This window comes from Bradyrhizobium sp. CCBAU 51745 (assembly GCF_028128715.1).
In the GTDB taxonomy this organism is placed as follows: domain Bacteria; phylum Pseudomonadota; class Alphaproteobacteria; order Rhizobiales; family Xanthobacteraceae; genus Bradyrhizobium; species Bradyrhizobium manausense.
On sequence record NZ_LBJP01000086.1, the window covers coordinates 168112 to 194819 of the forward strand.

Genomic DNA, 26708 nt, shown 5'->3' on the forward strand with positions numbered 1-26708 from the left:
TTATCTTTTGCGTTTCGAATGGGTCAGCCGATGCTCTCGGCATAGCGGGCGAGCTGGGCGGCAAAGTCGACGATGAGCTGCTCCAGCGCACGATTTTTCTTGTCGTCGCCGAGATCGGGCACCGTCACGGTCACATCGCGCGTGCGCGTCTCGCGATGAGCGCCACGCAGCCGCCCCGGATGCGCGCGCCCATAGGCTTCCAGAAAAGCCGCGCGCTCGGTACCGGAGAGATGGCAGACCTCGAAGATGATCGCGACATGCTTGGCCGGAATCGGCACCAGATAGGCCGGATTGGTGATCTGGCTGACGAAGGAGCGGTTCTTGCCGAGCGCCGCCGCGAGCTTCAACCGCGTTCCGGATGGCCGGTTGTCGAGCGCCCGCCGCAGGATGAGCTTGTAATCCGCGACGTTGCTGTCGCCCGGCCGGCTTATGTCCTCGCCTGCATCCTCGCTCATGCGCTCACCCCGGCGATGGCGGCTTTGAGCCGGGCCACGGCGATCGGAGAGACCGAGAGGGTTGTCAGGCCCGTCGCCAGCAACGCCCTAGTCAAGCGCGTATCGGCGGCGGCATCGCCGCAGAGCGAGACCTCGACGCCGCGCTTGAGCCCGGCCTCGACCGTCCGTGCGATCAGCGCCAGCACCGCCGGATGGCCGGCATCGTTGAGGTCGGCGACGGCGCCGATGTCGCGCGCCGCGGCCATTGTGTATTGGGTCAGGTCATTTGAGCCGATGGAATAGAACGCCGCGCCGAAATCTTCCGCGCAGAGCGCGGCCGAGGGAACCTCGACCATGATGCCGAGAGGCGGCTTGGCGCAGTCTGTGCCTGCTGCCTTCAGTGCAGCGAATTCCTCGTCCAGCATGGCGTTCGCACGATCGAGCTCCGTGGGAATCGCCACCATCGGCAGCATCACCTTCAGCGTCCCATGCACGGCTGCACGGCACAGCGCCCGCAACTGCACGCGAAACACCTCCGGCCGCGCCAGCGATAGCCTGATGCCGCGCAGGCCCAGGAACGGATTGCGCTCGCCATCAACAGTCACGCCGGGGATCGGCTTGTCGCCGCCGGCATCGAGGGTGCGGATCGTCACCGGTCGCCCTTCGGCCCATTCGAGAATGCGGCGGTAGACCTGATATTGCGCATCCTCGCCCGGAAGTCCTCTCGATCCCTCGAACAGAAACTCCGTCCGTACGAGTCCGATGCCGTCGCAGATGGCGGGATCGAGGCCTGCGAGATCTTCCGGCGCAGCGACATTGAGGAGAACGGCGATACGGCGGCCATCGGCTGTCACCGCGGGCTTGAGGCGACCAGCATCGGCGGCAATCTGCGCGGCATTCGCAGCCGCCATGCGTTGCTCGAACAGGCGGCGCGTTTCGGGCATGGGATTGAAGATCACGGTGCCGGCGTCACCGTCGACCAGCGCCAGTGACGGCGGCTGTCCGTTCCATGGCAACGGCCCCAACCCGACGACCATTGGGGCGCCACGCGATCGCGCGAGCATCGCGACATGCGACGATGGCGATCCGCTGGCGAGCGCAATCGCGCCGCCGCGGGTCCAGTCAACGGCGAGGAATGTCGATGGCGAAATATCATTACCCGTAACGACCGAATCGCCGGAGATGTTGGCGATCGTGTTTGCACCGTTCAGGCCCGCGAGGACGCGATCGCGAATGTCGACAAGATCGGCAGCACGCGCCCGAAAATATTCCTCATCCGCCGCGCGGTAGCCGGCGATCTCGACGTCGAGTGCCACCCGCCAGGCTTCATCGGCGGCCGTACCGCCCGCAATGGCTTCGTAAGCGCCCTCCGCAAGCGCATCGTCGCCGAGCATCGCGACCTGGAACTCCAGGATCTCCGCGGCCTCGCCGTGAACCGTCGCAATCAAATCGGCGAGCTCGCTTGCAGCGCCCTCGATCGCCGCCTTCAGCGCTGCGGCCTCCTGTGCCGGATCGCCCTTCTCAGCCCTGCTCGCCACTTCGCTCGTCAGCACCGCGACCGGGCCGATGGCTAGGCCTGGCGAAGCGGGATGGCCGGTCAGGTGAATCTCGCCCACGACTTATGCCTCGCCGAACCCATCATGCACCAGCGCCAGCATGGCCGCGAGCGCCGCCTCGCCATCGGGACCGTTGACGCGGAAATGCAGCGTTGCGCCCTGCGGCGCTTTCACACGCATCACCTTCACCGGGCTCTTGGCGTCCGTCCACGGTCCCTCGGCCGCAAGCGCAATCTCGATCTTTGCGGTAAAGCCCTTTGCCAGTTGCGTCAGCTTCACCGATGGCCGCGCGTGCAGGCCGACCGGATTGACGAGGACCGCCGAGGCGGTCAGCGGCGCAAACGTCTGGGCCGCCCGGTTGGCGTTAACATCATGCATAGAATTCCTCCGCACTGCGCTTGACGGCGGCAAGCGATGAGCCGCCCGACGATTCGGTCGCGGCGATCACCGCCCCCTCGACCACTGGGGCATTGCAAACCAGAACGCGCGCGCGACGATCTTCGGGGAGCATCTCCACTGCCATCTCGGAATTGGTCTCGGCACCCCCGAGGTCGACCAGGATCGCCACGCCTGCCGGCGACCAGGCCGACTCGATCGCCTCGAGGATTCCGGAAACGTTCGTACCAAGTCCGCCATCGACATCGCCGCCGGTCCAGGCCAGCGGCACTGCGTCACCGACCATCTGGCGCACCATATCGGCCGCGCCTTCCGCGATCTTCGGTGAATGCGACACGATGACAATTCCGACATTGCTCATGGATTGACCTCGAACTCCAGTGTCTCAACGGCTGCGCCGATCAGAAGGGACGCCGAGCGCGAGCCGGGATCCATGTGACCGATGGAACGTTCACCAAGGAACGATGCGCGGCCGCGAATCGCCTGCATCGGCGTGGTGCGATCGGCGGCCTGCGCAGCCTCAGCCGCGATCGCCTTGGCATCGCCGCCTCCCGCCAGGACGGCGTGAACCGGCACCAGGACATCCAGCAGCGTTTTCTGCCCCGCCTCCGAACGGCCGCGCGCCTTGACGGCTTCGATCGCCTTCTCCGTCGCGGCGACCAGATCAGAGCGGCTCGGTTGCTCCGGAAGCGCCTTACCCAGTTCCATGAAGAAAGTTCCGACCAGCGGCCCCGACGCGCCGCCGACCTTCATCACCAACGTCATTCCTATCGCCTTCAGCATTTCGGGAAGCGACTTGTCGGCAAGGCCCGGCAGTGCCGCGAGCACCGCCTCGAAACCGCGCTTCATGTTCAGCCCGTGATCCCCATCGCCAATCGCCTGGTCGAGGCTCGTCAATTCCTCCGCGTGCTCGATCACTGAACCCGCCAGCGCTCGCACCAATCTTTCCCTGGCTACCCGATCAAGGCTCATGCCGCCACCCTCCAGCCATTCGCATCGAAAAACAGCGGTTTGTTGAGACAGAGTGACACGACATCTCCGGCGCCAAAGCCCGCCTCGGGATCCGCCAGGGTCACAACTGGCCGGCCGGCGAGGTCGAGATGGAGATGGCTCTGGTCGCCGAGATGCTCGACCCGCTTGACAATTGCCGAGACCTCGCCGCCGCCGCGGGCGATTGCCAGATGCTCGGTCCGCGCGCCGACCGTCGTGGCACCGGCAGGCCCACGGCCGAACAGAGCTGCCGGAAGCAGATTGATCGTCGGCTGGCCCAGCCTTGCTGCGACATGCGCGTTGATCGGGTTCTCGTAGATCTCGCGCGGCGAGCCGATCTGCAACAGCCGTCCGCCCTCGATCACGCCGATGCGCGAGGCCATGGTCATCGCTTCGGTTTGGTCGTGGGTGACATAAAGAATCGTCGCGCCGAGATCGACCTGGATGCGCTTGAGCTCGAGACGCAACTCGCCGCGCAGCTTGGCATCCAGCGAGGACAGCGGCTCGTCCATCAGATAGATCGAGGGCGAACGCACCAGCGCCCGGCCGATCGCAACGCGCTGCATCTGCCCGCCCGAGAGCTGCGTCGCCTTGTTGTCCAGCTTGTTCTCGATGTGAAGCAGACGCGCGACCTCCTGCACCTTCATGCGAATATCGGCTTCGCCCACGCGGCGGGTCGGCGCGCGCAACGCGAAGGCCATGTTCTCGAACACGGTGAGGTGCGGATACAGCGAATATTGCTGGAAGACGAAGGCCACATCGCGGTCCGCCGGCGCATTGCCGGTGACGTCACGCCCGTCGATCCGGATCGAGCCGCTATCCGGCTGCTCCAATCCGGCGATCAATCGCAATGCCGTGGTCTTGCCGGCGCCGGTCGGCCCGAGCAGCGCGACGAACTCGCCGTCGCCGACGGTCAGCGACAGATCCCTCAAGGCCTGCGTCTTGCCGAAGGCCTTGGAAACGGAGACGATCTCGACCTCAGCCATGCGCAACTCCCTCATGCAGCGCAGTGCGAATGGCCCGGCCCGACGCCTTGTCGAAGATCGACAGCGTGTCGGGCCGGAAGTCGAGCCCAACGGTCTCGCCCGTCCGAAACGATCTGCTGCTGGGCGAGCGGGCCTTGAGCGCGCCATAGCTCGTCGTCACCGTCACGATCTGCGTCGTGCCCAGATATTCTGTGCCATAGACCTCGCCGCGCACCATGCCGCGATCGGTGAAGCGCACATGCTCGGGTCGCACGCCGAGCACGAGCTCGCTCTCCGCCATCGCCTCGCGTGCAGCCGGAATGGCCACATCTCGCTCGCCGAGCCGGATTGCCTCGGCGCCGCTCTGCAGCCCGCCACGGAACGGCAGGAAGTTCATCGGCGGCGAGCCGATAAAATCCGCAACGAACAGCGAAGCCGGCCGGTCATAGATGTCCCGCGGGCTTGCGACCTGCTCGACAACGCCGTTGTTCATCACCGCGATCCTGTCGGCCATCGCCATGGCCTCGAGCTGGTCATGGGTGACATAGACGGTGGTCGCGCCGAGCCGGTCATGCAGGGCACGCAGCTCATGAATCATGGCCTCGCGCATCTCGGTATCGAGCGCGCCGAGCGGCTCGTCCATCAGGAAGCATTTTGGCTTGCGCACGATCGCCCGCCCGAGCGCGACGCGCTGCCGGTCGCCGCCGGCAAGGCCGGAGACGGAACGGTCGAGGAGATGGGAGATCCGCAGGATGCGCGCGGCCTCGACGACCCGGCGGTCGCGCTCGGCCGCACCGATGCCCTCGCATTTCAGGGGAAAGCCGATGTTGCGCCGGACATTCATGTGCGGATAGAGCGCAAACAGCTGGAACACGAAGGCGATGTCGCGCGCCGAGGCGCGGTTCATCGTCACGTCCTTGCCGTCGAGCCTGATCGTGCCTGCCGTCGGCAGCTCCAGGCCGGCGATCATGCGGAGCGTTGTGGTCTTGCCACAGCCGGATGGTCCGAGCAGGCAAAGGAACTGGCCGTCCTCCACGGTGAAGCTTGCGGACTTGACAGCATGGAAGTCACCAAAGGATTTGTCGAGCGCCTCGACCTTGATCTGTGCCATCGCGCTACTCCCGGACCTTCGACACGATGGTGAACATCACCGTGCCGAACAGGGTTGTTGCGAACGACCAGGAATACAGAGTCAGTGAGAATGGCTGCATCAGCATCACCACACCGGCAGCGATGATCGCGGTCGCCACGGCTTCAAGCGGGCCGCGGCGCAGAATGCGGTCTGCAAGCCCGCGAGGGGCGATGGATGGGGTAACATCGACACTCATTTGCGGACGGCTCCAAAGGTGATGCCGCGCAGCAGATGCTTGCGCAGAAGCACCGTGAACACCACAATCGGCACCAGGAACAGCGTGGTGCCGGCGGCGACCGCGGGCCAGTCCTGCCCGCCCTCGCCGATGATGATCGGAATGAACGGCGGCGCCGTCTGCGCGTTGCCCGAGGTGAGAAGCACGGCGAAGGCGTATTCGTTCCAGGCGAAGATCAGGCAGAAGATCGCGGTTGCCGCAATTCCCGTGGTGGCCTGCGGCAGCACCACCTTCACGAAGGCCTGGAAGCGGGTGTAGCCGTCGATCATCGCCGCTTCTTCGTACTCGCGCGGGATTTCGTCGATGAAGCCCTTGAGCAGCCAGACGGCGAGCGAGACATTGACCGAGGTGTAGAGCAGGATCATCCCGAGCCTGGTGTCTGACAATCCGATGGTGCGGTACGTCAGATAGATCGGGATCGCGACCGCGATCGGCGGCATCATCCTGGTCGACAGGATGAAGAACAGCAGATCATCCTTCAGCGGCACGCGGAACCGCGAGAAGCCGTAGGCCGACAAAGTGCCGAGCGCGACAGCGAGCACGGTCGAACCGAACGCGATGATCAGCGAGTTGACGAAGCGCGGCACATAGTTCGAGGGACCGGCAACCACCATGTTGCGGCTGCGCGCGATGTCGTCGCACATCCCCTGCGGCGGTCCCAGCGAACGGATGAACTCGGGCGTCTGGCGCGAGCGCGTCGTGAACAGGTTGCAGAAGCCTTCGAGCGACGGCTTGAACAGCACCTTGGGCGGATAGGAGATCGCATCGTCAGGCGACTTGAACGCGGTGAGCATGATCCAGACCAGCGGGATCATGGTGATGACGGCGTAGAGCACGACCAGCGAACCGGCAAAGCGCCGCGTCGTGGCCGAGGGCTCGACGACCGAATGGGCTGTGGTGGCTGAGGTCATCGGCTTTTCACCTTGTTCAGCGCCTTGACGTAGATATTGGCGAGACCGAAGACCGTCACGAACAGGATGATCGCGAAGGCCGAGGAATAGCCGGTGCGCCAGCTCTCGAACGCGGCCCGCTTGAGCGTGATCGAGGCAACTTCGGTGGTCGATCCCGGCCCCCCGCCGGTCAGCAGATTGACCATGTCGAACATCTTGAAATTCTCGATACCGCGAAACAGCACCGCCAGCATGATGAACGGCAGTGCCATCGGCAGCGTGATCGACCAGAACTGCCGCCATTTCGACGCGCGATCGACCTCCGCCGCTTCGTAGATGTAATCGGGGATCGAACGCAGGCCTGCGAGGCAGATCAGCATCACATAGGGCGTCCACATCCAGGCATCGACGATGACGATGGCCCAGGGGCTCAGCGTGACGTCGCCCAGCATCTGGAAGGACGAGGCCGCGCGTCCGGTGAAGAAGGCGACGACGTAGTTGAACAGTCCGATCTGGGGCTGGTACAGGAACGTCCAGAAATTGCCGACGACGGCCGGCGACAGCATCATCGGCAGCAGGATGATCGTGGTCCAAATCCCGTGGCCCCTGAACTTCTTGTCGATGAGATAGGCCAGGCCAAATCCGAGAACGGTCTCGATCACGACAGTCCAGATCACGAAATGCGCCGTCACCTGCATCGCCGCCCAGATGTCGGGATCGGTCAGGATCGACTGGTACCAGTCGGCGCCCAGCCAGATCGTCGGCACATTGGCTCTGTTGGCGCGATAGTTCGTGAACGACAGATAGATGGTCCAGAGCAGCGGAAAGATGTTGATCGCCAGTAGCAACACGATCGTCGGCGTGATGAAGAGCCACGCGAGCGTCCTGTCCGACAGGCCGCGGATACGATGCGCCACACTGGGCCGGACCATGACGGCCCGATAGGTGATCCGCGAAGAGGCACTCAATTCATTCATTGCAGCGACCGATCCTGGCACCCGGGATGTCGACGATGCGACAGTTCCGGTCATCGAAGGAAAGCCCGGAGCGCGAGCGCACGCGCTCCGGGAATCAACCTCAGAACTTCTTGCCTTCTTCCTTGAAGATCGCCTTCCAGTCCTTGACCAGACCGTCGAGCGCTTCCTGTGCGGTGCCCTTGTCGGCCACCACGTAATCATGCACGCGCTTCTGCTCGGCTTGCAGCAGCTGGGCGTAGGACGGCTCGGCCCAGAAGTCGACCACCATGCCCATCGATTGCAGGAACTCCTTGGCGAACGGCGCACTGCTCGGGAAGCTCGGATCGTTCAGCACCGACTTGGCGCAGGAATAGCCGCCGAGCGCCCACCACTTCTTCTGGACGTCGCCGCCGGAGAACCACTTGATGTATTGCAGCGCCTCGGGCTGGTTCTTCGAGTAGGAGACCACCGAGATGCCCTGTCCGCCGAGCTGCGTCGCCTGCGCGGCGGGACCGGCCGGATTGACGAAGAAGCCGATCTTGTCGCCGCCGACATTCGGGTCCTTGTAGAGGCCCGGGAAGAACGCGAAGAAGTTCATCTGCAGTGCGACCTGGCCGGACTTGAAGGCATCAAGCCCTTCCGACATGTAGGAGTTGGAGGCGCCGGGCGGCGTGCAGCACTTGTAGAGCTCCTTGTAGGCTTCGAGTCCCTTCACCGCGTTGGCCGAGTTCACGAACCCGTCCATCGCATAGGGCTTCTTCGGATCGTCGTATTTGAAGCCGTAATCGTAGAGGTAGTTCGAGACGCCCATGGTGATTCCTTCCGAGCCACGCTCGGTATAGATCGAGGCGCCATAGACCTTCTTGCCGTCGATCTCGCGGCCCTGGAAGAATTGCGCAATGTCCTTGAGCTCATCGAGCGTCTTCGGCACACCGATTTCGCGGCCGTACTTGGCCTTGAAGTCCTTCTGCACGTCCGGCCGTGCGAACCAGTCCTTGCGATAGGTCCAGCCCACCGCATCGCCCATCGCCGGCAGCGCCCAATAGTTCGGCGTGTTCTTCGGCCATTCGGAATAGCCGACCACCGTCGCCGGCATGTAGTCGTCCATGCTGATTCCTTCCTTCTTGAAGAAATCGTTGAGCTTGACGTACTGGCCGTTCTCCGCGGCACCCCCGATCCATTGGGAATCGCCGATGATGAGGTCGCACAGCGAGCCGTGCGAATTGAGTTCGTTCAGGAAGCGATCGGCATAATTGGTCCACGGCACGAATTCGAACTTCATACCGATACCCGATTTGGCGGTGAAGTCCTTCGACAATTCGACCAATGCGTTGGCCGGGTCCCATGCGGCCCAGCACAGCGTGATGGTCTTGCCTTGCGCCTGCGCGGGCGTGGTGCCCGCTCCGACGCCAAATGCGGCGGCGACTGCCCCGCATGCCACTACAAGCGTCTTCGTCGTCCGTTTCATTACACGTTCCCTCCTGGTGGACCGGCCATCGACATGGCGCGGCTTTCCTACCCGCTCGAATGCTTCGAGCAGAGCAACACAGTCCATGACGAGCTGAGTAACTAAACTGGTGTTTCCTCGCGCCACCCGGATTCTATAGGCCCGGCAGGCTCGATTTGTTTAGTGAACCACCAATTACTAAACATTGCAAGCGCAGTTTCTCAGGCTTCCGGCATCGGGCCCGCGGAGATTGCACTCCGCCTCCAGCACACGAAAATTCGGCGCGCCTACAGCACTTGTAGCCCGATTGATTTGATCACCGGCGCAAGGCTTGCCGAGGTGGCATCGACAACCCGCTGGAATTTCTCCGGACTTGAATCGCTGTCGGGCTCCATGCCCTGCGCGCGATAATTCGCCTGCAATGCTGGATCGGCCATCGCCGCCCGCGTTGCCTGCGCGATGCGGTCGATGATCGCATCGTCGGTTTTTGTCGGAGCGAAAAGGCCGAACCATCCCTCGTAGCTGAGATCAGGCATGCCGGATTCAATCGCGGTCGGGATGTCGGGCGCGCCGCTCAAGCGCCTGTCGGTGGTAACCGCAAGCAGCCTTATTTTGCCGGCCCGTCTCAGTTGCTGCAATTGGTCCGACATCACGGCAATGACGAGCGATATCTGGCCGCTGACGAGATCGTTGGTAGCCTGCGAGACTCCCCGATAGGGAACGTGGACGATATCCAGGCTGCCTGCCTGCTGCTTGAACAGCTCCCCCACGAGGTGATTGCCGGTGCCGATGCCCGGGGTCCCATAGGACAGCCTGCCCGGTTTGCTCCTGGCATAGGCGATCAGGCCTTGCAGATCCATAGCAGGCAGCGACGGATGGACGGCGAAAACCAGTGCGCTGCTGATCAGGCGATAGATCGCCCGGAAATCCGCGACCGAATAGGAAGGATTTGGCGTCGTCAGCGGAATGATGACCTGCGTGCTGCCGTTTCCCAGAAGCAGCGAATAGCCATCGGGCTTCTCGCGCGCCACCGCGGTTGTCCCGATCGCGCCGCCTGCACCGCCAACATTTTCCACAAATGTCGGACCGAGTTGATAGGACATCTTCTCGACCCAGGGGCGACCGATCTGATCACCTGAGCCGCCGGCCGCATAGGGAATCACAAGGCGAATGGGCCGCGATGGATAGTCAGCGGCTTTCCCGCTGCGCGAGAGTCCGGGGAGCGCAACGGCAAACGTGGCCGCGTTGACGAAATCTCGTCGCGAAAGGGAAGGCATGTCCTATTTCCGAACGTCGTAAGCTTTGATCAGCGGCGGGACCGGCTCCCAAAGCTCCAAACGCAGGAGACAGCCATCGTCAATGGCACATGCGATCAGCGTGCCATCACGGAATGCGCGCAGAACGAGAGTGTCCATCCGTTTTCGACTAAGGTCCCTGCGCAAGCCAGACAGCTCGGTGGAAGAGCAAGCCTCATCCACCAGTCTAACGCCTTCATCTAACTACAATATTTTCAAATGCGCTGGGCTGGCTGAAGCTACGGCGCGTAGACCTGAAGCGCTCCCGCTGCTTTCGTCGGGTTTACTGTACGCTTCGTTCTGATAGGACAAGGACAGACAACTTTGACTCCCCGCTGCGGGGACGATGGCGCGTGTCAGACAACAACCAAGACTCGGCCATTTCTTTTGGGCCATTTCGACTGTTTCCGAAGTCCCGTCTCCTGGAGAAGGACGGCGCGCATCTTCATGTCGGCGGCCGCGCGCTCGACATCCTGATCTTCCTGGCCGAGCGGCCCGGCGAAGTGGTCGACAAGCGGGAGCTCGTCAAGCGTGTCTGGGCCGACGTGAATGTCGACGATGGCAGTCTCCGTTTCCACATCGCGGCCCTGCGCAAGACACTCGGCGACACCGGCAAGTCGGCCCGCTACGTCGTCAACGTCCCCGGGCGCGGTTATTGCTTCGTCGCGTCTCTCACCCAGATTGCTCCCGCGCCTTCTGCTCCCGCGACGGCTATCCCTCCGCCCCGCTCCCTTCCCGCTCCGCTCGCGCGGGTGATCGGGCGAGACGAGGTCATCGAGAAGATTTCGGCCGGGCTCGCGATGCATCGTTTCGTGACGGTGGTCGGCCCAGGCGGCATCGGCAAGACCGCGGTGGCCGTGACCGTCGGCCATCGCCGGCTCGCCCATTTCGACGGGCATGTGTTCTTCGTCGACTTCGGACCGGTGCGGAAGCCTGAACTCGCAGCAATCACCATCGCATCAGCGCTCGGGCTATCCGTCAATGCGGAGGATCCGGTCCCGGCCCTGTTGACGCACCTGCAGACGAAACCGACGCTGCTGATCTTCGACAGTTGCGAGCACGTGCTGGAGACGCTTGCACCGCTGGTCGAGCGCCTCGTTCGCGAGGTGCCTCGATTGCATGTGTTGGCGACCAGCAGGGAATCCTTCCGCAGCGAGGGCGAAAGGATCTTTCGGCTGTTTCCACTGGATTGTCCGCCTCGGAGCGACGACCTCACCGTAACCGACGTCCTTGCCTATCCAGCCGCCCAGCTCTTCGTCGAACGTATCGCGCAGAGCTCCGGACCGTTTCAGCTGAGCGCAGAAGACGCGCCGCTGGTGGCCGACATCTGCCGCCGCCTCGACGGCATCGCGCTCGCGATCGAGCTCGCTGCGGGGCGCGTCAACGCCTATGGCATCGCCGGCACGGCATCCCTGCTCGACAGCCGCTTTTCGCTGCAATGGCGCGGACGGCGCACGGCCATCCCGCGACATCAGACGCTCGGCGCCGCGCTCGACTGGAGCTACGACCTGCTTCCCGCATCCGAGAGCGCGATCTTGCGGAGATTGTCCGTGTTCGCCGGGCCGTTCACGCCGGAGGCGGCTGCCGCCGTCGCCTCGGGCGACGGGCTCAGTGCCGCCGCGACCATGGAGGCGATCGACAATCTCGTCACGAAATCGCTGATCGCACCGTCAGCTGCGCGAACACTGCGCTATCGCCTGCTGGATACCACCCGCTCCTACGCGCTTGGCAAGCTGAACGAGGCCGGTGAAGCGAGGCGGATTGCACAGCGGCACGCCAAATATTTTCGCGACCTTTTCGAGCGCGCCGAGGCCGAAACGTCCGCTCCACTGGCGGACTGGCTCGACACCTACGGCGCCGAGTTGGACAATCTGCGCGCTGCGCTGGATTGGGCTTTTTCGCCTGAAGGCGATGCCCGGCTCGGCATCGCGCTGACGGCGGTGGCGGTCACGCTCTGGATCAGGCTTTCGTTGTTCGCCGAGTGTCGCGAGCGCGCCAGGACGGCGCTTGCCGCGCTGGGAGACCATGACGACGAGCGCGTGCGCATGCAGCTGCTGGCAGCGCTCGGCTGGTCGTTGATGTACGGCGAAGGACGCGCACGCGAGGCCCGCCCGATCCTCGAGGCCACGCTTGAACTTGCCGAGAAGCTCGACGACAAGGATTTCCGGTTGCGGGCCCTCTGGGGCCTCTCAATCGACCAGTTCAACAATGGAGCGTTCGGCAGGGCACGCGCGCTTGCCGACCGTTTCGCCGAAGCCGCGGCGCATTCACCCGACAACACGGATCTCATGCTGGCGGACCGGTTGACGGCCGTCGTGCTGCATTATCTCGGAGACCAACGCGAGGCCCGCCTTCGTATCGACCGGGTGAATTCGTCCCTGCATGTGCTGGCCGAGAAGCCGAAGATCTTCCCGCTCGATCTGCGGATTTCGACGCAATACTTCCGCGCCCGCATCCTGTGGCTCCAGGGTCATGCCGATCAGGCTCTGGCGTTGGCCGAACAGAATATCCACGAAGGGCGGGCCAACGGCCACGCCCTGACATTCTGTAGCGTGCTCGGACAAGCCGCCTGCCCGATTGCCTTCCTCGCCGGCGACTACGAGGCCGCCGAGCGCTACGGCACCGAGCTGCTCGAGCACGCCGATCGCCACGCCATCCGGCTCTGGGGGCTGTGGGCCCGTGCGTTCAACGCGCTGGTCGCTGCAAAGCGCACAGACGTCGACGCAGGCTTGCCGCTGTTGCGAGACGAGCTCAATCGCGCCGGCGATGCGCGCTTCCTGCCGCGCTTCCTTCCCCTGCTTGGCGAGCTCGCCGCGTGCTTCGGACAAGCCAATCAGGTTCACCATGGCTTCGACACGATCGAGAGCGCGCTGGCGCGCTGCAACGACAGGCAGGAGCGCTGGTATCTGCCGGAGCTGCTCCGCATCAAGGGTGAGCTGATGCGGAAGGAGTCACCGCAATCGGATGCCGCAGATGCCTGCTTTCACGAAGCCATGGAGCTGACAGCACAGCAAGGCGCGCACTTCTGGCAGCTGCGTTGCGCGATCAGCATTGCGCAACTCAGGATCGGACGAGACCAGCGCGCCGAGGCGCGCGCGGTGCTCGAGAAGGCATGCAACGCCATGGCCGAAGGATCAGCGATCGCCGACATGCAGATGGCGCGCGACCTGATCGCGCATTTGCGGGTCTGAATCCAACGTGTCTCGCGACGCCGCATCATGGTCGTGGCGCGCGGTTCCCGTCGTTCGATTCATCCAGCTCTCGGAATAAAGCCAGGGACACCGGTCTCAATCACCGAGTTGAATCTGACGTTCGTCTTGATCTGTTCCCGTATTTCCCGCATGGCCTCATCAGGCAAAGCGGAGATATCGATATTTTCCCGAATGCGCCGAGGGTTTGTCGAGGTGGTCAGAAAAGCGGAGCCGCGTTGTACGGCCCATGCCAGTGCGATCTGAGCCGGCGTCTTATGCAGGCGCTCCGCGACGGCGGTGATCACCGGGTCGGCCAAGACGTTCGGCTTCATGGCGTGTCCAAGCGCCGCAAACGCTTGCAACACAATGCCGTGCTCGCGGCAGAAGTCGAGCAGCTCCCATTCGGGAAGATACGGATGCGCCTCGACCTGCACCATGGCAGGCCTGATCCGCGCGACGGCCACGATCTCGCGCAGTTTTTCCAGGGTAATGTCCGAAAGGCCGATCGACTTGCAGTGTCCTTGATCGACGAGGCGCTCCATCGCGTGCCAGGTCTCAGCCAGCGTCACGCCTTTATCATAGATGACGTGGCCGCCCGCGTCCCGCGGATCCTGATCGTCGCCGGGCTGGAAGGCAAAGGGCGTATGGATGATGTAGCAGTCGATATCGTCGAGTTGCAGGCGCTTGCGGCTCGCGTCGAGGGCGGGCTTGACCCGCTCCGGCCGATGATTGGTATTCCACAGCTTCGTCGTCACGAACAGGTCCTGGCGTCGAAGCTTACCCGCCGTGAACGCGCCCTGCATCGCATCGCCGACGGCCGCTTCATTGCGATAGCGCTCGGCGCAATCGAGGTGCCGGAAACCGGCTTCCAGCGCGTCATCGGTGGCCCGTCTGGTCACGACTGGATCGGGAATGAGCGTGCCAAATCCCACTGCGGGAATCGTTCCGGACTCATGAGTGGGAATCCTCGTGTAGCGAAGCGAATCGGAGGTGGTCATATTGATGCTCCTTTGACGATCGCTCGCCGACGCTGCGGACGAGATGATCGAGGTTGCGGGCCAATGTCATGTCGCGGCTCGCCGGCATCAGCCGGCAGGCCGCGGCTTACGGAGAAAGAACACGAGCGGGATCACGACCAGCATGGCGAACATCAGGATCTCGAACTGATCGATCACGGCCACCGTAGCCGCCTGATGCGTGACCATGCCGTTCAGCGCCGCAAGACCCGGCTTGCCGATCGGGCCCACCGTGTTCGCAGCGATACGGAAGGGCGTGAGATGCTTGGCAAGCGCGACGTGCACGGCCTGGGTGTTGGCATAGAAGAACAGCTGAACCACCGCGATGCCGATCGTGCTGCCATAGAGGCGCGACAGATTGATCAGCGCGCTGCCTTCCGAACGCAGCCTCGGATCAAGTGTGCCGAATGCGGCCCTGGCGAGCGCCGGCAGCAGCATGCCGAGACCCGCGCCCTGGAGGAAACCGGCCTCGACGACAGGTCGCCAATCCATCTCGGGCGAATAGCCGAGCATCAACCAATTGGCATACACCACCAGCGCCATTCCACCCATGAGGAACGGCCGGTAGTCTAACTGGATCGGAGCAAGGCTCGTCAGCACCAGGGCCCCCACCAGGGCCACGCCGCGCGGAATGCTCATGTAACCGGTGGTGTCGACGGGGTAGTTGAGCAACTCTTCCAGCATCGGGGACGTCAAGGCCAGTGTCGGCAGCAGCACGAAACCGAGGGCGAAGGAAATCACCGTCGAGAGTACGAGATTGCGGTCCGTGAATAGCGCCGTACGGAGGAAGTGCTCCCTGGTCGTCATGACGTGGACGATGAAGAGATAAAAGCCGAGGAGCGAAACGCCCGCTTCGACCCGGATCTCCATCGAGGCGAACCATTCGAGGCGCTCGCCACGATCCAGCAGCATCTGGAGCCCGATCATGCCGAGCGAGAAGGTGATCAGGCCGAAGAAGTCAAAGGTCTTGCTTCGTTCAGCCCGCTTCTCGGTCAAGAGCGTAGCCATCGTCAGGAAGACGAAGGCCGTCATCGGCAGGCTGACATGGAAGATTGACGGCCAGCCGTAATATTCACTGAGCCAGCCGCCAATGGCCGGGCCGGTGCTGATGCCGAGCAGCGAGCAGACGGTCCACGCCAGGCTCACGCGCGCATGCCGGGCCGTCGGTGTCACCTCAAGCAGGATCGTGAGCGACAACGGCGCGAGCGGCCCACTCGCCGCGCCCTGGACAATCCTGGCCAGCACAAACTGATTGGACGTCGTTGCCAGTGTGTCGAGCATGAGACCAAGCGCGAATATAGCGAGGGCCGTCTGATAGACCGCCTTGCGACCATAACGCGTCGCCAGCCATTGCGTGACGGACATTGTGACGGCGCTAGCCGCGATGTAGGACGAGAATACCCAGCCGACCTCGTCATTCGCCATCGACAGCGTTGCCTGGATGTGCGGCAGCGCGGCGTTTGGCACGGAAATGTTGACCGCTTGCATGTAGGTCGCAAGGAGCGCCCCGGCAAACATCACATGACGACCGTCTGCCGCCGCGGTGGATCGGTGGGGCGTACTCATTCGACCTCGGTCGCAGTCGCGGGTTGGAGCAGATGCAGCCAGTTGCGGCGATGGCCCGTATCGACCCGCGCCGTCACGCTGATGCCGGAGAACAGCGGCCGGCTCGGATCAGAATCGTCGAGTTCGAGGCGCACCGGCAGCCGCTGCACGACCTTCACCCAGTTTCCGGTCGCATTCTCGGCCGGCAGGACCGAAAACTCCGATCCGGTGCCGGGGCTCATGCTGACGATATGCCCTTTGAATTTGTGGTCAGGATAGGCATCGACGTCGATCGTCGCCTGCTGGCCGGGACGCATGTGAGTCAGGCCGGTCTCGCGAAAATTCGCCTCGATCCAGACGTCCCGACTCGACATCAGCGAGAACGTGGGCGCACCTGCACTGACGAAGCCTCCGACCTGCAGGTCATCGACCTTTGTCACGATACCATCGTCGGGTGCCCTCACCGTGGCATAGGAAAGATCGAGGCGAGCCCGGTCTAGCTGCGCCCTGGCCGCGCGAACCGTCGGATGACGGTCGACATCGATGTCGGGGTCGCCGCTAAGCGCGACAACTGTGTTGGCGATTTGCTGATCGATCGATGCCGTCCGATTGCGCGCAACCTTCAAGTCGGTCTCAGCCCGCTCATAGACCGCGCGCGGCGTGAAGTCGGAAACGACCAGCATCTTCTTGCGGTCAAACTCGCGCTCGCTAAAATCGGCGGAATCCTTCGCCGATTGCAGTTCAGCCTGCTGCTGACGGTAGGTTGCCTTAAGGGCATCAATCTGGAGACGCGCACTCCCGAGCCGGGCCTCGGCCTGATCGACGGCAATCTGATAGGGCTCGGGATCGATGCGAAACAGGACCTGGCCGCGCCGAACACGCTCGTTGTCGCGCACCGCGATCTCCACCGCCTGGCCGGAAACCCGCGCATTGATCGTCACTTTCGCGGCGCGCACGAACGCGTCGTCGGTCGAGACGTATTGTAGTTGCGCGACATACATGTAGGCGCCGATCAGGGCGGCCGCTAGCGGCGCCCCGAGCATCAGGGGCCGGCGCAACCGCCTGGCAATATCCGCCTCGAACAACGGCGCACCGGCCGCACCGCTGCGAAGGCTCTTGCTATCGCCCAGCCAGCCGGCGATTGGCGCAAACATCGAACCCATCGTCCTTACCTTGCCTTATTTAGCTAACGATCGTTACAAATATCTGTACTCAAATGTCGCAATCAAGACGGCCGGCCATTGATTTTTATAACGATGCATACAAATATACGTGTAGACCGTCGCAACCAGGATCATGCTGATATGGCACGGAAGAAGAGCGGCACTGGCCCGGTGCGCCGCGGACGACCACCCGCCTATGATGCGAAGACGGCCCTGAAGCGGGCCACGGAAACGTTCTGGCGGACCGGCTATTCCGGCACGTCGCTTGACCAGGTTGCCGCCGCGACCGGCATGAGTCCGCCGAGCCTCTATGCGGTGTTCGGCAACAAGCACGCGATCTATCTCGAAGCGCTGGCACGCTATTGGGAGATGAGCCTTTCGGCGACGCGTGAGGCCCTTGCGGGGGACCATCCCTTGGACGAAGCCCTGATGCTGGCCTACGACGCGGCGCTATCGATTTATTTTTCCGGCAGGGGCACCGCGCGCGGCTGCTTCGTGGTCGGAACCGCGGTGACCGAAGTCGCGGAAGATGCGGCCATTCGCAACAGCGTTGCGGCGGGACTGCGCGCGATCGATGCTGATTTCGAAGCCCGCTTCCGCCGCGCGCAGGGGAACGGCGAACTGCCCCCGGACGCCGATCCTGCCGCACTTGCGATCCTTGCCGCCGCGACGATGCAGACCATCGCCATTCGCGCACGCGCCGGTGCCCGCCGGGCCGAGTTGCGCGAGCTTGCCCGGAAGGCCGTGAACGTGATCTGCGGGCGCCGACCGAAAGGGGAGCAGTGCACGGCAAGCGCCTGAGGTCGCAGGTTCGACGGGCCGAGCGAGGCCGCAGCGAGCCAAGCGCCATCAGCGCACCGACGCACGGGTGCATCAGTCGGAATCGTGTCATCCGGCTCACCGATCCAATGTGTGGTCTTTACGCTAAGCGTCCGGTCACGACTCGCTTTCTTGCGTGTGACCGGCGGGGCTCACCCCAACCCGTCGACGATGCGGATATCCCGCGCGCAGGCATCGCCGACCGCCTGAAGTGCTTCGCGATAGGCGCAGCTCTCGTGAGCCGCGATGGCGAGCTCGACACTGTAGCCCTTCGCCATTGCTAGCCTCCGGCAACGGCGGCGCGTCGGGGCAGCTTCCAGTCGGGCCGGATGAAGTGACAGGTGTAGCCGTCAGGGTAGCGTTCGAGATAGTCCTGATGCTCGGGCTCGGCCTCCCAGAATTCACCAACGGGAGCGACTTCCGTCACGACCTTGCCGGGCCACAAGCCCGATGCTTCGACATCGGCAATGGTGTCTTCGGCAACGCGCTTCTGCTCATCCGACGTGTAGAAGATCGCAGAGCGGTAGCTCGTCCCCAGATCATTGCCCTGGCGATTGAGCGTTGTCGGATCGTGAATCTGGAAGAAGAACTCCAGCATGGTCCGGAAGCTGGTCTTCGCGGGGTCGAAGATGATCTCGATCGCTTCGGCGTGACCGTCGTGATTGCGATAGGTGGCGTTCTTCACCCGTCCGCCGGTGTAGCCGACGCGCGTTGCGATCACACCTGGCTGCTTGCGGATGAGATCCTGCATGCCCCAGAAGCAGCCTCCAGCCAAAACCGCGCGCTCTGTCGTCATGTGTCAGCTCCCGTCGTGCCAGGGATGTCCATCCGGTTCCAGCCCTTCAGCGAGGAACCGGATGGCCAATCTATTCGAAGCGGGCCGACTAGACCAGCTTGGCGTCGAGGCTGATGTCGGCGTTGAGGACCTTGGATACCGGGCAGTTCTTCTCGGCCTCGCCGGCAATGCGGGCAAAGCCGGCATCGTCGAGATTAGGGACCTTAGCGCGCAACGTCAGCGCCGACCTACTGATCTTGAATCCCTTCCCTTCGGGCTCGAGGGTGACGGCGGCCTCAGTGGAGAGCTCGGTCGGGGTAAAGCCCGCGAGTTGAAGACCGAACGCCAGCGCCATCGTGAAGCAGCCGGCATGCGCGGCCGCGATCAATTCCTCGGGATTGGTGCCCTTCTCGTTCTCGAAGCGAGTCTTGAACGAATAGGGCGTCTCGGCGAGCACGCCGGATTCGCTAGAGAGATGGCCGGTGCCGTCGCGACCAGTGCCCTGCCATACAGCTTTTGCCTTGCGGATCATCTCTCGTTTCTCCTTGCTTGATTTGGGGTCGTCCAGCGGCGCTCCCCACCGATGAAAGAGCCATTGGCGCGCCGCCCCCGTGTCGCCTACAACCGGTCGAGCGCCGCAGCGGTTCCATCAACTGCCAACCTGTCGGACGTGGAAGCCCACCGGGTTCTGGCGTGGGCCGCGCATCAGGTCGGCAGCGGCTGGCCGGCCTGCTCGCGTACGATGTAATCGGCGTACCAGTCCGGCCAGTTCTCGTCGTGTCCGCCGGTTCGCTTCTCGTGCTCGCCATGCGCCGCGGCGGCGCGCCGCAGCGCGCCTGCAAGCTCGCTTGACGAGGCGAACGCGGTGTCCTCCGCTTCGATGCGACCCGGCAACCGGGTCGTGACCTCCTGAAGCAGCCAGCCGTTGCCGTCTGGATCTCTGAATGAAGCAAACGAGCTGTAGCTGCCGCGTTTCGGATCAGCGCCGTTGAGCCTGATGCAGCCAAATAGATAAGGCTCGTCCGTCCCGGCGTGAACATCGCCGCCGCCATGGAAGGGTTCACTGACCCCAACGCCACGCGCGAGCAGATCCTGAGTTGCGGCCTTGAGGTCGGAGACGACAAGATACAGGCCTTGGGCCGAGCCAGGGACCGCTGATGTGACGTTCTTGCCGAAAATCACCGAGCAGGCCGAGCCCGGCGGCGTGAACTGAATGACGCGCCAGCCATCGGCAGAGGCGAAATCGGCATCCAGTCTCCAGCCGAGGCTCGCATAAAATATTTTGGCGCGGTCCACATCCGATACCGGAATGACAATGACTTCGAGCTTGAGATCGGCTCGCTGCGATCTCGACGCTTTTGTTTCGACGTCGTGCGCCGTCTCGGTGATGGTCATGTCGAACTCCCTGAGTTGAAGTGCAGGTTCGAGCGTGAAGCCGCCGTTCAGGCCGCCCCAAGCGGCATCGCGATGGATACGCGTGTACCGGCATGGGCGGCTTCGCCATGCATCCGGGCACCAATGCTGCGTGCCAGACCTTCCAGGATCCGGCTGCCGGCGCCCTGAAGCGGTCCGGTCGCGCCGACGCCATTGTCGGTCACCGTGCAGAACCAGCAGCCCTCACGATTTGCCACCTCGATGCGGATAAGGGCTCCGTTCTTGTTCGAAAAGACATGCTTCGCGGCATTCGTGACCAGCTCCGTCAGCATCAGAGCGAGCCGATGGCACTGCCATGCCGGCAGCGCGCCGCTCTCGATCGCTGCCTCGCAGCGGACGGCCGCCGGTTCCAGCACCGCCTGGGAAAGCGCACCGCACAGGTTTTCGAAGAAGGCCTCAACGGAGATCTGCGTGAGATCGTCATTGTCGGACAGAAGCTGATAGAGCCTGCCGAAGGCGACGATCCGCCGCTCCAGCCGGTCCACCGCGACCGAGATGTCTCGCCCTCCGGCCCGCGTGAAATCACGACGGACTGACGCACCCAGCAGCGTCAGCGTGTTCTTCATGCGGTGGTGTGATTCACGCAGCACGAGTTCCCAGTCGCGCGAGACGTCGTCCAGATTGCCGGCGAAATGTGTTCGAACGCCGCCGTCATTCGGCCGAGAGTTGATATCGGGCATCATAGTCTTCCCCCGTTGGGAACAGGCCTGATCGCAGGCTATACTGATACAGACTCGCACCTCATGCTCGTTAGACGTTGCAAGATTTTGTTATGATCGGACGGCACGTGATCCTTGCGTGATACGACGGGTGCACCCATTCTGAATGCGCGCGCGGCTGGAAGCTTCGGGGCGCGATGAGCCTTGCTCTCGTCTGGCGGCGGGATGGCCGGAAGGTCGGCGCGCAGGCTCTGCTTGCGCCGCTTGTTGCGCCCGGAATTAGGAGCGTCTTCAACAGGATACCGCAAGATCTGGCTCTTGCAACTCCTAACAACTTCTAACACGCCAGGCCGCGCCCACTCCGCCATGGTGATCCCAATTCATGGTGGATGCAGTGAGACATGGCACTTCTCGACGATGCGATCGACGCCTGCGGGGGACTGGCCCGCTGGAACAGCTTGAGCCGGTTCACCCTGCATTTGTCCGTCGGCGGAACGCTGTTCGCGGACGCCGGGCATGCCCGCGAATTCAAGGATGTCACCGCGGAAGGATCGATGCGCACACAATCGGTGCGCTTCACGGGGATCACCGGCGGCGAACAGTCAGGCGCGTTCGCGCCTGATGCGATCACGATCGAAACCCTCGACGGTCAGATGCTGCGGACGTTGAGCAACCCCAGTCTCGCCGTCCCCAGCAATGGCACGCATGCACTGGCGGACGAGCTGCATCTGGTTTTCTTCTGCGGCGTCCAGATATGGAACTATCTCACCACCCCGTTCCTTCTCGCCCGTCCTGACGTTGCGATCGAGGAGCTGCCGCCGTGGCGGGAGAACAATGAGACGTGGCGGCGCCTTCGCGCGCAATTGCCGCCGAGCCTGATCAATCTTGCGTCCGAACAGGTGTTCTACTTCGATGAAAATGCCTTGCAGCGGCGAACCGATCACGATCTCCTCGGCGCACGTGTCGCGCACTATTCGTGGGCTCACGACAACTTCGACGGCATCGTCGTTCCAACCCTGCGGCGCACGCTGATGCAACAGCCCGACGGCAGCGCTATCGCCAAGCCGGTGCTGATCGACGTCGAGATCTTCGACGCCGTCTTCGAGTAGCGGGCCAAGTCGCTGAGACCTGGTTCAAGGGAACTTTTCTGCGATCGATGACTGCAGATTGTCCGCATCTACAGAATCTAACAGTTCCTAACGGGCTTCCAGGCCGGAGCGCGCATATCCTGTCACCATGCCAAGGGTTCGGAATCCCGTGGTCACAGCGAACGAGCTTTGAGAGAACAGGCGATGCTGACGGAATTGCAGACGGTTTACACCCGGATCGACCTTGCGGCGGAGCCCGGGGATCACGAGGTCCGCCCCGAATTGCCGCGCGCCAAGGTCAATGCTCTGCCGAAATGGCGGCTGCGACGCGTCGAACAACACATCGCTGCTCATTTCGAACGCGGCATCAGCCTGTCCGAGCTGGCCGGCGTCGCAGGCCTCTCCAGGATGCATTTCGCCGCGCAGTTCCGCGCAGCGACCGGATATCGTCCGCGCGAATATCTGCTCAATCATCGCATCGAGCAGGCGAAGTCGCTGTTGACGACGAGCGAGAGACCGTTGGCCGAGATCGCGCTTGCAGTCGGCTTCAGCACTCAGGCGCACTTTTCGACCGTCTTCAAGCGCATCAGCGGCGAGACCCCGGCGCGCTGGCGTGCGGCCAGCAAGAGCCACCGGCCTGACGTTGAAACGCTGCCACGACGGCGTCCATCATGGGATCAGGCCCACATCGTGAGCACGGCTGCATGACAACGCTCTCGACAACCCGCTTGGCGTAGGTGCGCTGCCACTTGCGCCGGCTCGCGCCCTCCTCCTCCCGGGCCTACGAGCCTCTTGGGGCCGCCCTGCACCCTCACAGGACGGCCCCTTTTTTCATGGCGCCGCGGTTTTCGGCATCACGAATGCGCCCTATCCCGTCGGCAGCGCATCCAGATGACAGGCGACCCATTGCTCGCCTTCCGCCGAACGAAGCTGCGGCTCTTCGGTCCGGCAGCGATCGAAGACGTACGGGCAGCGGGTATGGAAGCGGCAGCCTTTCGGAGGGTTGATCGGGCTCGGCACGTCGCCACCGAGGATGATGGGACTGCGCTTGGCCCCCGGGTCCGGCAGCGGGACCGCCGAGAGCAGCGCCTTGGTATAGGGATGTCGCGGCGCTGCAAAGATCTGCCGGCGCGGCGCCACCTCGACGATCTTGCCGAGATACATCACCGCGACGCGATGGGTCATATGCTCGACGATGGCGAGATCATGGCTGATGAAGAGCAGCGCCAGGCCAAACTCGCGCTGCAGATCCTGCAGCAGGTTGACGATCTGCGCCTTGACCGAGACGTCGAGCGCCGAGACCGCCTCGTCACAGACGATCAGCTCGGGCTCGGCCGCCAGCGCCCTGGCGATGCCGATGCGCTGACGCTGACCGCCGGAGAACTCGTGTGGCCGGCGGTTCAGCGCCTCGCGCGGCAGGCGCACCGTGTCCATCAGCGCGGTCACGCGCGTTTCGAGATCGGTTGCCGATTTGGCGAGGCCGAAATTGCGGATCGGCTCGGCCAGAATGTCGCGCACCCGCATGCGCGGGTTGAGGCTCGAGAACGGATCCTGGAACACGACCTGCACGCGCCGGCGCATCTGGCGCATCGTGCTCGGCAGCGCATCATCGATGCGCTGGCCGTCGAGGATCACCTGGCCCGACGTCACATCGAACAACCGCAGGATCGCGCGGCCGACCGTCGACTTGCCGCAGCCGGATTCGCCGACCAGCGACAGTGTCTCGCCGCGCGCGATCTCGAACGAGACGCCGTCGACGGCATAAACGAATTCGGACTTGCGCCCAAACAGGCCCTTGTTGACAGGAAAATGCTTCTTGAGGTCGTTGACCTGGAGCAGCGGGACACTCATGCCGCGACGGCTCCCTTGGCTGCGTAGTGGCAGGCCGCGATATGGCGCGGCCCCTTCTCCTCGAGCCCCGGCGCATATTGCCGGCACAGATCGGTCGCGAGCGCGCAGCGGCCGGCGAAGACGCAGCCGGTGATCGGTTTGCGCAGATCGGGCACTTGCCCCGGAATTTCAGCGAGCCGCGTCGTGGTGCCTGATAGCGAGGAGCCGAGTTTCGGCACTGCGCCGAGCAATCCTTGCGTATAGGGATGGCGCGGGGAACGGAACAGCTCGGCCACCGGCGCTTCCTCGACCTTGCGGCCGGCATACATCACCATGACGCGCTCGGCGATCTCGGCGACGACGCCGAGATCGTGGGTGATCAGGATGATCGCGGCGCCGACGCGGCGCTTCAGATCGAGCATCAGCTTCAGGATCTGCGCCTGGATGGTGACGTCGAGCGCCGTGGTCGGCTCGTCCGCGATCAGGAGCTTCGGATTGCAGGCGAGCGCAATCGCGATCATCACGCGCTGGCGCATGCCGCCGGAGAGCTGGTGCGGATATTCCCGCACGCGCCGCTTCGGCTCGGGAATGCCGACCAGCGTCAGCATCTCGACCGCGTGCGCCTCGGCGGCCTGCTTGTCCAGGCCCTGATGAATCATCAGGGTCTCGCGGATCTGGCGGCCAACGGTGAGGACCGGGTTGAGGCTGGTCATCGGCTCCTGGAAGATCATCGAGATGTCGTTGCCCCTGATGGCCCGCATCTCGCGGTCGGACATTTGCAGCAGATCCTTGCCGGCGAAGCGGATCGCGCCGGCGATCCTGCCCGGCGGCTCCGGGATCAGCCGCATCAGCGACATCGAGGTGACCGACTTGCCGCAGCCGGACTCGCCGACGATGGCGAGCGTCTCGCCCTCATTGACATGGAAGGACACCCCGTCCACCGCGCGGTTGATGCCGCTGGGAGTGCGGAAGTGGGTCTGGAGATTTTCGACTTCAAGCAACGCCATCGCGATCAGCCCCGGTCAGAGACGCTTGGCCATGCGCGGATCGAGCGCATCGCGAAGGCCGTCGCCGAGCAGGTTCACGGCGAGCACGGTGACGGACAGGAAGGCCGCCGGGAAGAACACGATGTAGGGCTTGACCTGCCACAGCGCGCGGCCCTCGGCCATGATGTTGCCCCAGGACGGAATCGTGGGTGGCGTGCCGGCGCCGATGAAGGACAGGATCGCCTCGGTGATCATGGCGCTGGCGCAGATATAGGTCGCCTGCACCAGCATCGGCGCAACCGTGTTGGGCAGGATGTGGCGCAGGATGATCATCGGCGCGCGTGTGCCGCACGCGACCGCCGCATCCACATAAGGCTGCTCGCGCAGCGACAGCACCACGCTGCGGACCAGGCGCGAGACGCGCGGGATCTCGGCGATGGTGATGGCCAGGATGACGTTGCCGACGCTGCCGCGCGTCAGCGCCATCAGCGCGATCGCGAGCAGGATCGGTGGGATCGACATCAAGCCGTCCATGAAGCGCATCAAGATGCCATCGGCCCAGCGGACGAAGCCCGAGACCATGCCGATGGCAAGGCCGGCCGCGGAGGCAAAGATCGCGACCGACAGCCCGACCGTGAGCGAGACCCGTGCGCCGAACAGCACGCGTGAGTAGATATCGCGGCCGAGCACGTCGGTGCCGAACCAGAACGCTGCCGACGGTGCCCTCGTGCGCTTGGCAGGCGCGAGCGCAGTCGGGTCGACCGTCCAGAGATACGGCGCAAAAACCGCGATCAGCACCAGCGCCAGCAGCAACACGCCGCCGATCGCAACGGTCGGATGGCCGCGCAAGAACCCGATGAAGCCGCGGCGGATCGTGACCGGCCGGAGGATGTCAGGCAGTTGCGGCGCGAGGACGAGGCCGGCCGGAAGCGACTGCGGGTTGACGGTGGTATCGGTCAATAGCGGATCCTCGGGTCAACGAGCGTATAGGTGACGTCGATCATCAGGTTGACGAGGACGTAGACAAAGCTGAACAACAGCACGATGCCCTGAATGACGGGATAGTCGCGCCGCAGGATCGCATCGATGGTGAGACGGCCGAGGCCGGGAATCGCGAACACGCTTTCGGTCACGACCGCGCCGCCGATCAGGAGCGCGATGCCGATGCCGATCACGGTGACGATCGGCACCGCCGCGTTCTTCAGCGCATGAATGAACAGGATGCCGCCCTGCCCGAGGCCCTTGGCCTTGGCGGTGCGGACATAGTCCTGCTGCAGCACTTCGAGCATGGCGGCACGGGTGATGCGCGCCACCAGCGCGATATAGACGCAGCCGAGCGCAATCGCCGGCAGGATCAAATTCTGCAGCCACGGCCAGAAGCCCTGGTTGAGCGGCGTATAGCCCTGCACCGGAAGCCATTCGAGCTCGAGTGCGAAGATGTAGGCCAGCATGTAGCCGACCACGAAGACCGGCAGCGAGAAGCCGAACACGGCAAAGCCCATGATGGCCCGATCGATGAAACTGCCGGCCTTCCACGCCGCAACGACACCGAGCGGCACCGCGACGACGATCGTGAGCAGCAGCGTGATCACCATCAGCGATAGCGTCGGTCCGAGACGCTGCCCGATCATGGTCGACACCGGTAGGTTGGTGAAGATCGAGGTGCCGAGATCGCCGTGCATGAGACGCCAGACCCAGCTTCCGAACTGGATCAGGAACGGCCGGTCGAGACCGAGGCTCTGGCGGATGCGCTCCACATCCTCCGGGCTCGCCTGGTCGCCCGCGATCACCACGGCCGGATCACCCGGCGCGATGTAAAGCAGGCTGAACACGAACAGTGCGACAATCGCCATCACCGGCAAGGTGGCGACGATGCGCCGGAGGATGTAGGAAAGCATCTGGCCTC

Annotated in this window: 27 protein-coding genes and 1 pseudogene; 4 read left to right on the forward strand and 24 right to left on the reverse strand. The window is 63.7% G+C overall.

Translation table 11 applies throughout. The features are described 5' to 3' along the window. Positions 1–23: 23 nt before the first annotated feature. The 12 genes from XH98_RS27485 to XH98_RS27540 form a co-directional block, all read right to left on the reverse strand. A complete protein-coding gene (locus XH98_RS27485; RefSeq protein ID WP_057758802.1) occupies positions 24–455 on the reverse strand; it encodes a hypothetical protein in 432 nt (143 codons plus the stop codon). Continuing rightward, positions 452–2050, reverse strand: a complete 1599-nt coding sequence (gene ptsP, locus XH98_RS27490) for a phosphoenolpyruvate--protein phosphotransferase (RefSeq protein ID WP_271620489.1) — start codon at positions 2048–2050, stop codon at positions 452–454. Before ptsP ends, XH98_RS27485 begins: the two co-directional genes overlap by 4 nt. A gap of 3 nt (positions 2051–2053) precedes the next feature. Further along, complete coding sequence (locus XH98_RS27495) at positions 2054–2368, reverse strand: HPr family phosphocarrier protein (RefSeq protein ID WP_057758806.1); 315 nt, start codon at positions 2366–2368, stop codon at positions 2054–2056. Further along, entirely contained in the window at positions 2361–2747 is a 387-nt protein-coding gene (dhaM, locus tag XH98_RS27500; RefSeq protein WP_271602097.1) for a dihydroxyacetone kinase phosphoryl donor subunit DhaM, read from the reverse strand. Before dhaM ends, XH98_RS27495 begins: the two co-directional genes overlap by 8 nt. Then, complete coding sequence (gene dhaL, locus XH98_RS27505) at positions 2744–3358, reverse strand: dihydroxyacetone kinase subunit DhaL (protein ID WP_271602098.1); 615 nt, start codon at positions 3356–3358, stop codon at positions 2744–2746. Before dhaL ends, dhaM begins: the two co-directional genes overlap by 4 nt. Next, the gene (locus XH98_RS27510) at positions 3355–4362 is read right to left on the reverse strand and encodes an ABC transporter ATP-binding protein (RefSeq protein WP_271620490.1); all 1008 of its coding nucleotides are present in this window, start codon (positions 4360–4362) and stop codon (positions 3355–3357) included. The genes dhaL and XH98_RS27510 overlap by 4 nt, the downstream gene beginning before the upstream one ends. Further along, complete coding sequence (locus XH98_RS27515) at positions 4355–5452, reverse strand: ABC transporter ATP-binding protein (protein WP_271620491.1); 1098 nt, start codon at positions 5450–5452, stop codon at positions 4355–4357. The genes XH98_RS27510 and XH98_RS27515 overlap by 8 nt, the downstream gene beginning before the upstream one ends. A gap of 4 nt (positions 5453–5456) precedes the next feature. Continuing rightward, a complete protein-coding gene (locus tag XH98_RS27520) occupies positions 5457–5669 on the reverse strand; it encodes a hypothetical protein (RefSeq protein WP_220002794.1) in 213 nt (70 codons plus the stop codon). Beyond that, entirely contained in the window at positions 5666–6619 is a 954-nt protein-coding gene (locus XH98_RS27525; RefSeq protein WP_271620492.1) for a carbohydrate ABC transporter permease, read from the reverse strand. The genes XH98_RS27520 and XH98_RS27525 overlap by 4 nt, the downstream gene beginning before the upstream one ends. Beyond that, entirely contained in the window at positions 6616–7575 is a 960-nt protein-coding gene (locus XH98_RS27530) for a carbohydrate ABC transporter permease (protein WP_057758818.1), read from the reverse strand. The genes XH98_RS27525 and XH98_RS27530 overlap by 4 nt, the downstream gene beginning before the upstream one ends. Before the next feature lie 100 nt (positions 7576–7675). Next, complete coding sequence (locus tag XH98_RS27535; protein WP_057758819.1) at positions 7676–9022, reverse strand: ABC transporter substrate-binding protein; 1347 nt, start codon at positions 9020–9022, stop codon at positions 7676–7678. A 266-nt stretch (positions 9023–9288) separates the two neighbouring features. Further along, on the reverse strand, positions 9289–10278 hold the full coding sequence (locus XH98_RS27540; RefSeq protein WP_271620493.1) for a Bug family tripartite tricarboxylate transporter substrate binding protein: 990 nt from the start codon (positions 10276–10278) through the stop codon (positions 9289–9291). A 371-nt stretch (positions 10279–10649) separates the two neighbouring features. On the opposite strand from XH98_RS27540, the gene XH98_RS27545 reads away from it, so the two are divergent. Continuing rightward, positions 10650–13487, forward strand: coding sequence for an ATP-binding protein (locus XH98_RS27545; protein ID WP_271620494.1), 2838 nt, complete (start codon positions 10650–10652; stop codon positions 13485–13487). 59 nt (positions 13488–13546) lie between these two features. Here the strand turns inward: XH98_RS27545 and XH98_RS27550 are convergent, their stop codons facing one another. From XH98_RS27550 to XH98_RS27560, 3 genes are all read right to left on the reverse strand, one after another. Then, positions 13547–14485: an aldo/keto reductase gene (locus XH98_RS27550; protein ID WP_271620495.1), complete on the reverse strand. Its 939-nt coding sequence runs from the start codon at positions 14483–14485 to the stop codon at positions 13547–13549. Between the two features lie 87 nt (positions 14486–14572). Continuing rightward, positions 14573–16069, reverse strand: a complete 1497-nt coding sequence (locus tag XH98_RS27555; protein WP_271620496.1) for an MDR family MFS transporter — start codon at positions 16067–16069, stop codon at positions 14573–14575. Further along, positions 16066–17202 carry an HlyD family secretion protein gene (locus tag XH98_RS27560; RefSeq protein ID WP_271620497.1) on the reverse strand — a complete coding sequence of 379 codons (1137 nt, stop codon included), beginning with the start codon at positions 17200–17202 and terminating at the stop codon, positions 16066–16068. Before XH98_RS27560 ends, XH98_RS27555 begins: the two co-directional genes overlap by 4 nt. A 150-nt stretch (positions 17203–17352) precedes the next feature. Between XH98_RS27560 and XH98_RS27565 the strand changes: the two genes are divergently transcribed. Next, positions 17353–18012 carry a TetR/AcrR family transcriptional regulator gene (locus XH98_RS27565; protein ID WP_271602108.1) on the forward strand — a complete coding sequence of 220 codons (660 nt, stop codon included), beginning with the start codon at positions 17353–17355 and terminating at the stop codon, positions 18010–18012. Positions 18013–18182: 170 nt separating this feature from the next. On the opposite strand, the gene XH98_RS27570 is transcribed toward XH98_RS27565, so the two are convergent. The 5 genes from XH98_RS27570 to XH98_RS27590 form a co-directional block, all read right to left on the reverse strand. Further along, positions 18183–18308, reverse strand: coding sequence for a hypothetical protein (locus XH98_RS27570; RefSeq protein ID WP_271602109.1), 126 nt, complete (start codon positions 18306–18308; stop codon positions 18183–18185). 2 nt (positions 18309–18310) lie between these two features. Then, a complete protein-coding gene (msrA, locus tag XH98_RS27575; protein WP_271602110.1) occupies positions 18311–18826 on the reverse strand; it encodes a peptide-methionine (S)-S-oxide reductase MsrA in 516 nt (171 codons plus the stop codon). 88 nt (positions 18827–18914) lie between these two features. Further along, a complete protein-coding gene (locus XH98_RS27580; protein ID WP_220002788.1) occupies positions 18915–19337 on the reverse strand; it encodes an OsmC family protein in 423 nt (140 codons plus the stop codon). Between the two features lie 173 nt (positions 19338–19510). Further along, on the reverse strand, positions 19511–20200 hold the full coding sequence (locus XH98_RS27585; protein ID WP_271620498.1) for a VOC family protein: 690 nt from the start codon (positions 20198–20200) through the stop codon (positions 19511–19513). Positions 20201–20247: 47 nt separating this feature from the next. Then, a complete protein-coding gene (locus XH98_RS27590; protein WP_271620499.1) occupies positions 20248–20919 on the reverse strand; it encodes a sensor histidine kinase in 672 nt (223 codons plus the stop codon). Positions 20920–21299: 380 nt separating this feature from the next. On the opposite strand from XH98_RS27590, the gene XH98_RS27595 reads away from it, so the two are divergent. Then, positions 21300–22007 (forward strand): hypothetical protein, encoded by a 708-nt coding sequence (locus XH98_RS27595; protein ID WP_271602113.1) that lies wholly within the window; start codon positions 21300–21302, stop codon positions 22005–22007. 243 nt (positions 22008–22250) lie between these two features. Next, positions 22251–22694: pseudogene (locus tag XH98_RS27600) on the forward strand (helix-turn-helix domain-containing protein); the annotation flags it as partial. A gap of 159 nt (positions 22695–22853) precedes the next feature. On the opposite strand, the gene XH98_RS27605 reads toward XH98_RS27600, so the two are convergent. Genes XH98_RS27605 through XH98_RS27620 form a run of 4 tightly spaced genes read right to left on the reverse strand, consistent with a single transcriptional unit; the run spans position 22854 to position 26700 of the window. Beyond that, a complete protein-coding gene (locus XH98_RS27605) occupies positions 22854–23837 on the reverse strand; it encodes an ABC transporter ATP-binding protein (protein ID WP_271602114.1) in 984 nt (327 codons plus the stop codon). Continuing rightward, positions 23834–24823, reverse strand: a complete 990-nt coding sequence (locus XH98_RS27610; protein WP_057758835.1) for an ABC transporter ATP-binding protein — start codon at positions 24821–24823, stop codon at positions 23834–23836. The genes XH98_RS27605 and XH98_RS27610 overlap by 4 nt, the downstream gene beginning before the upstream one ends. Before the next feature lie 15 nt (positions 24824–24838). Then, positions 24839–25762 (reverse strand): ABC transporter permease, encoded by a 924-nt coding sequence (locus XH98_RS27615; protein ID WP_271602115.1) that lies wholly within the window; start codon positions 25760–25762, stop codon positions 24839–24841. Further along, positions 25759–26700, reverse strand: coding sequence for an ABC transporter permease (locus tag XH98_RS27620; RefSeq protein ID WP_220002783.1), 942 nt, complete (start codon positions 26698–26700; stop codon positions 25759–25761). The genes XH98_RS27615 and XH98_RS27620 overlap by 4 nt, the downstream gene beginning before the upstream one ends. Positions 26701–26708 lie beyond the last annotated feature (8 nt).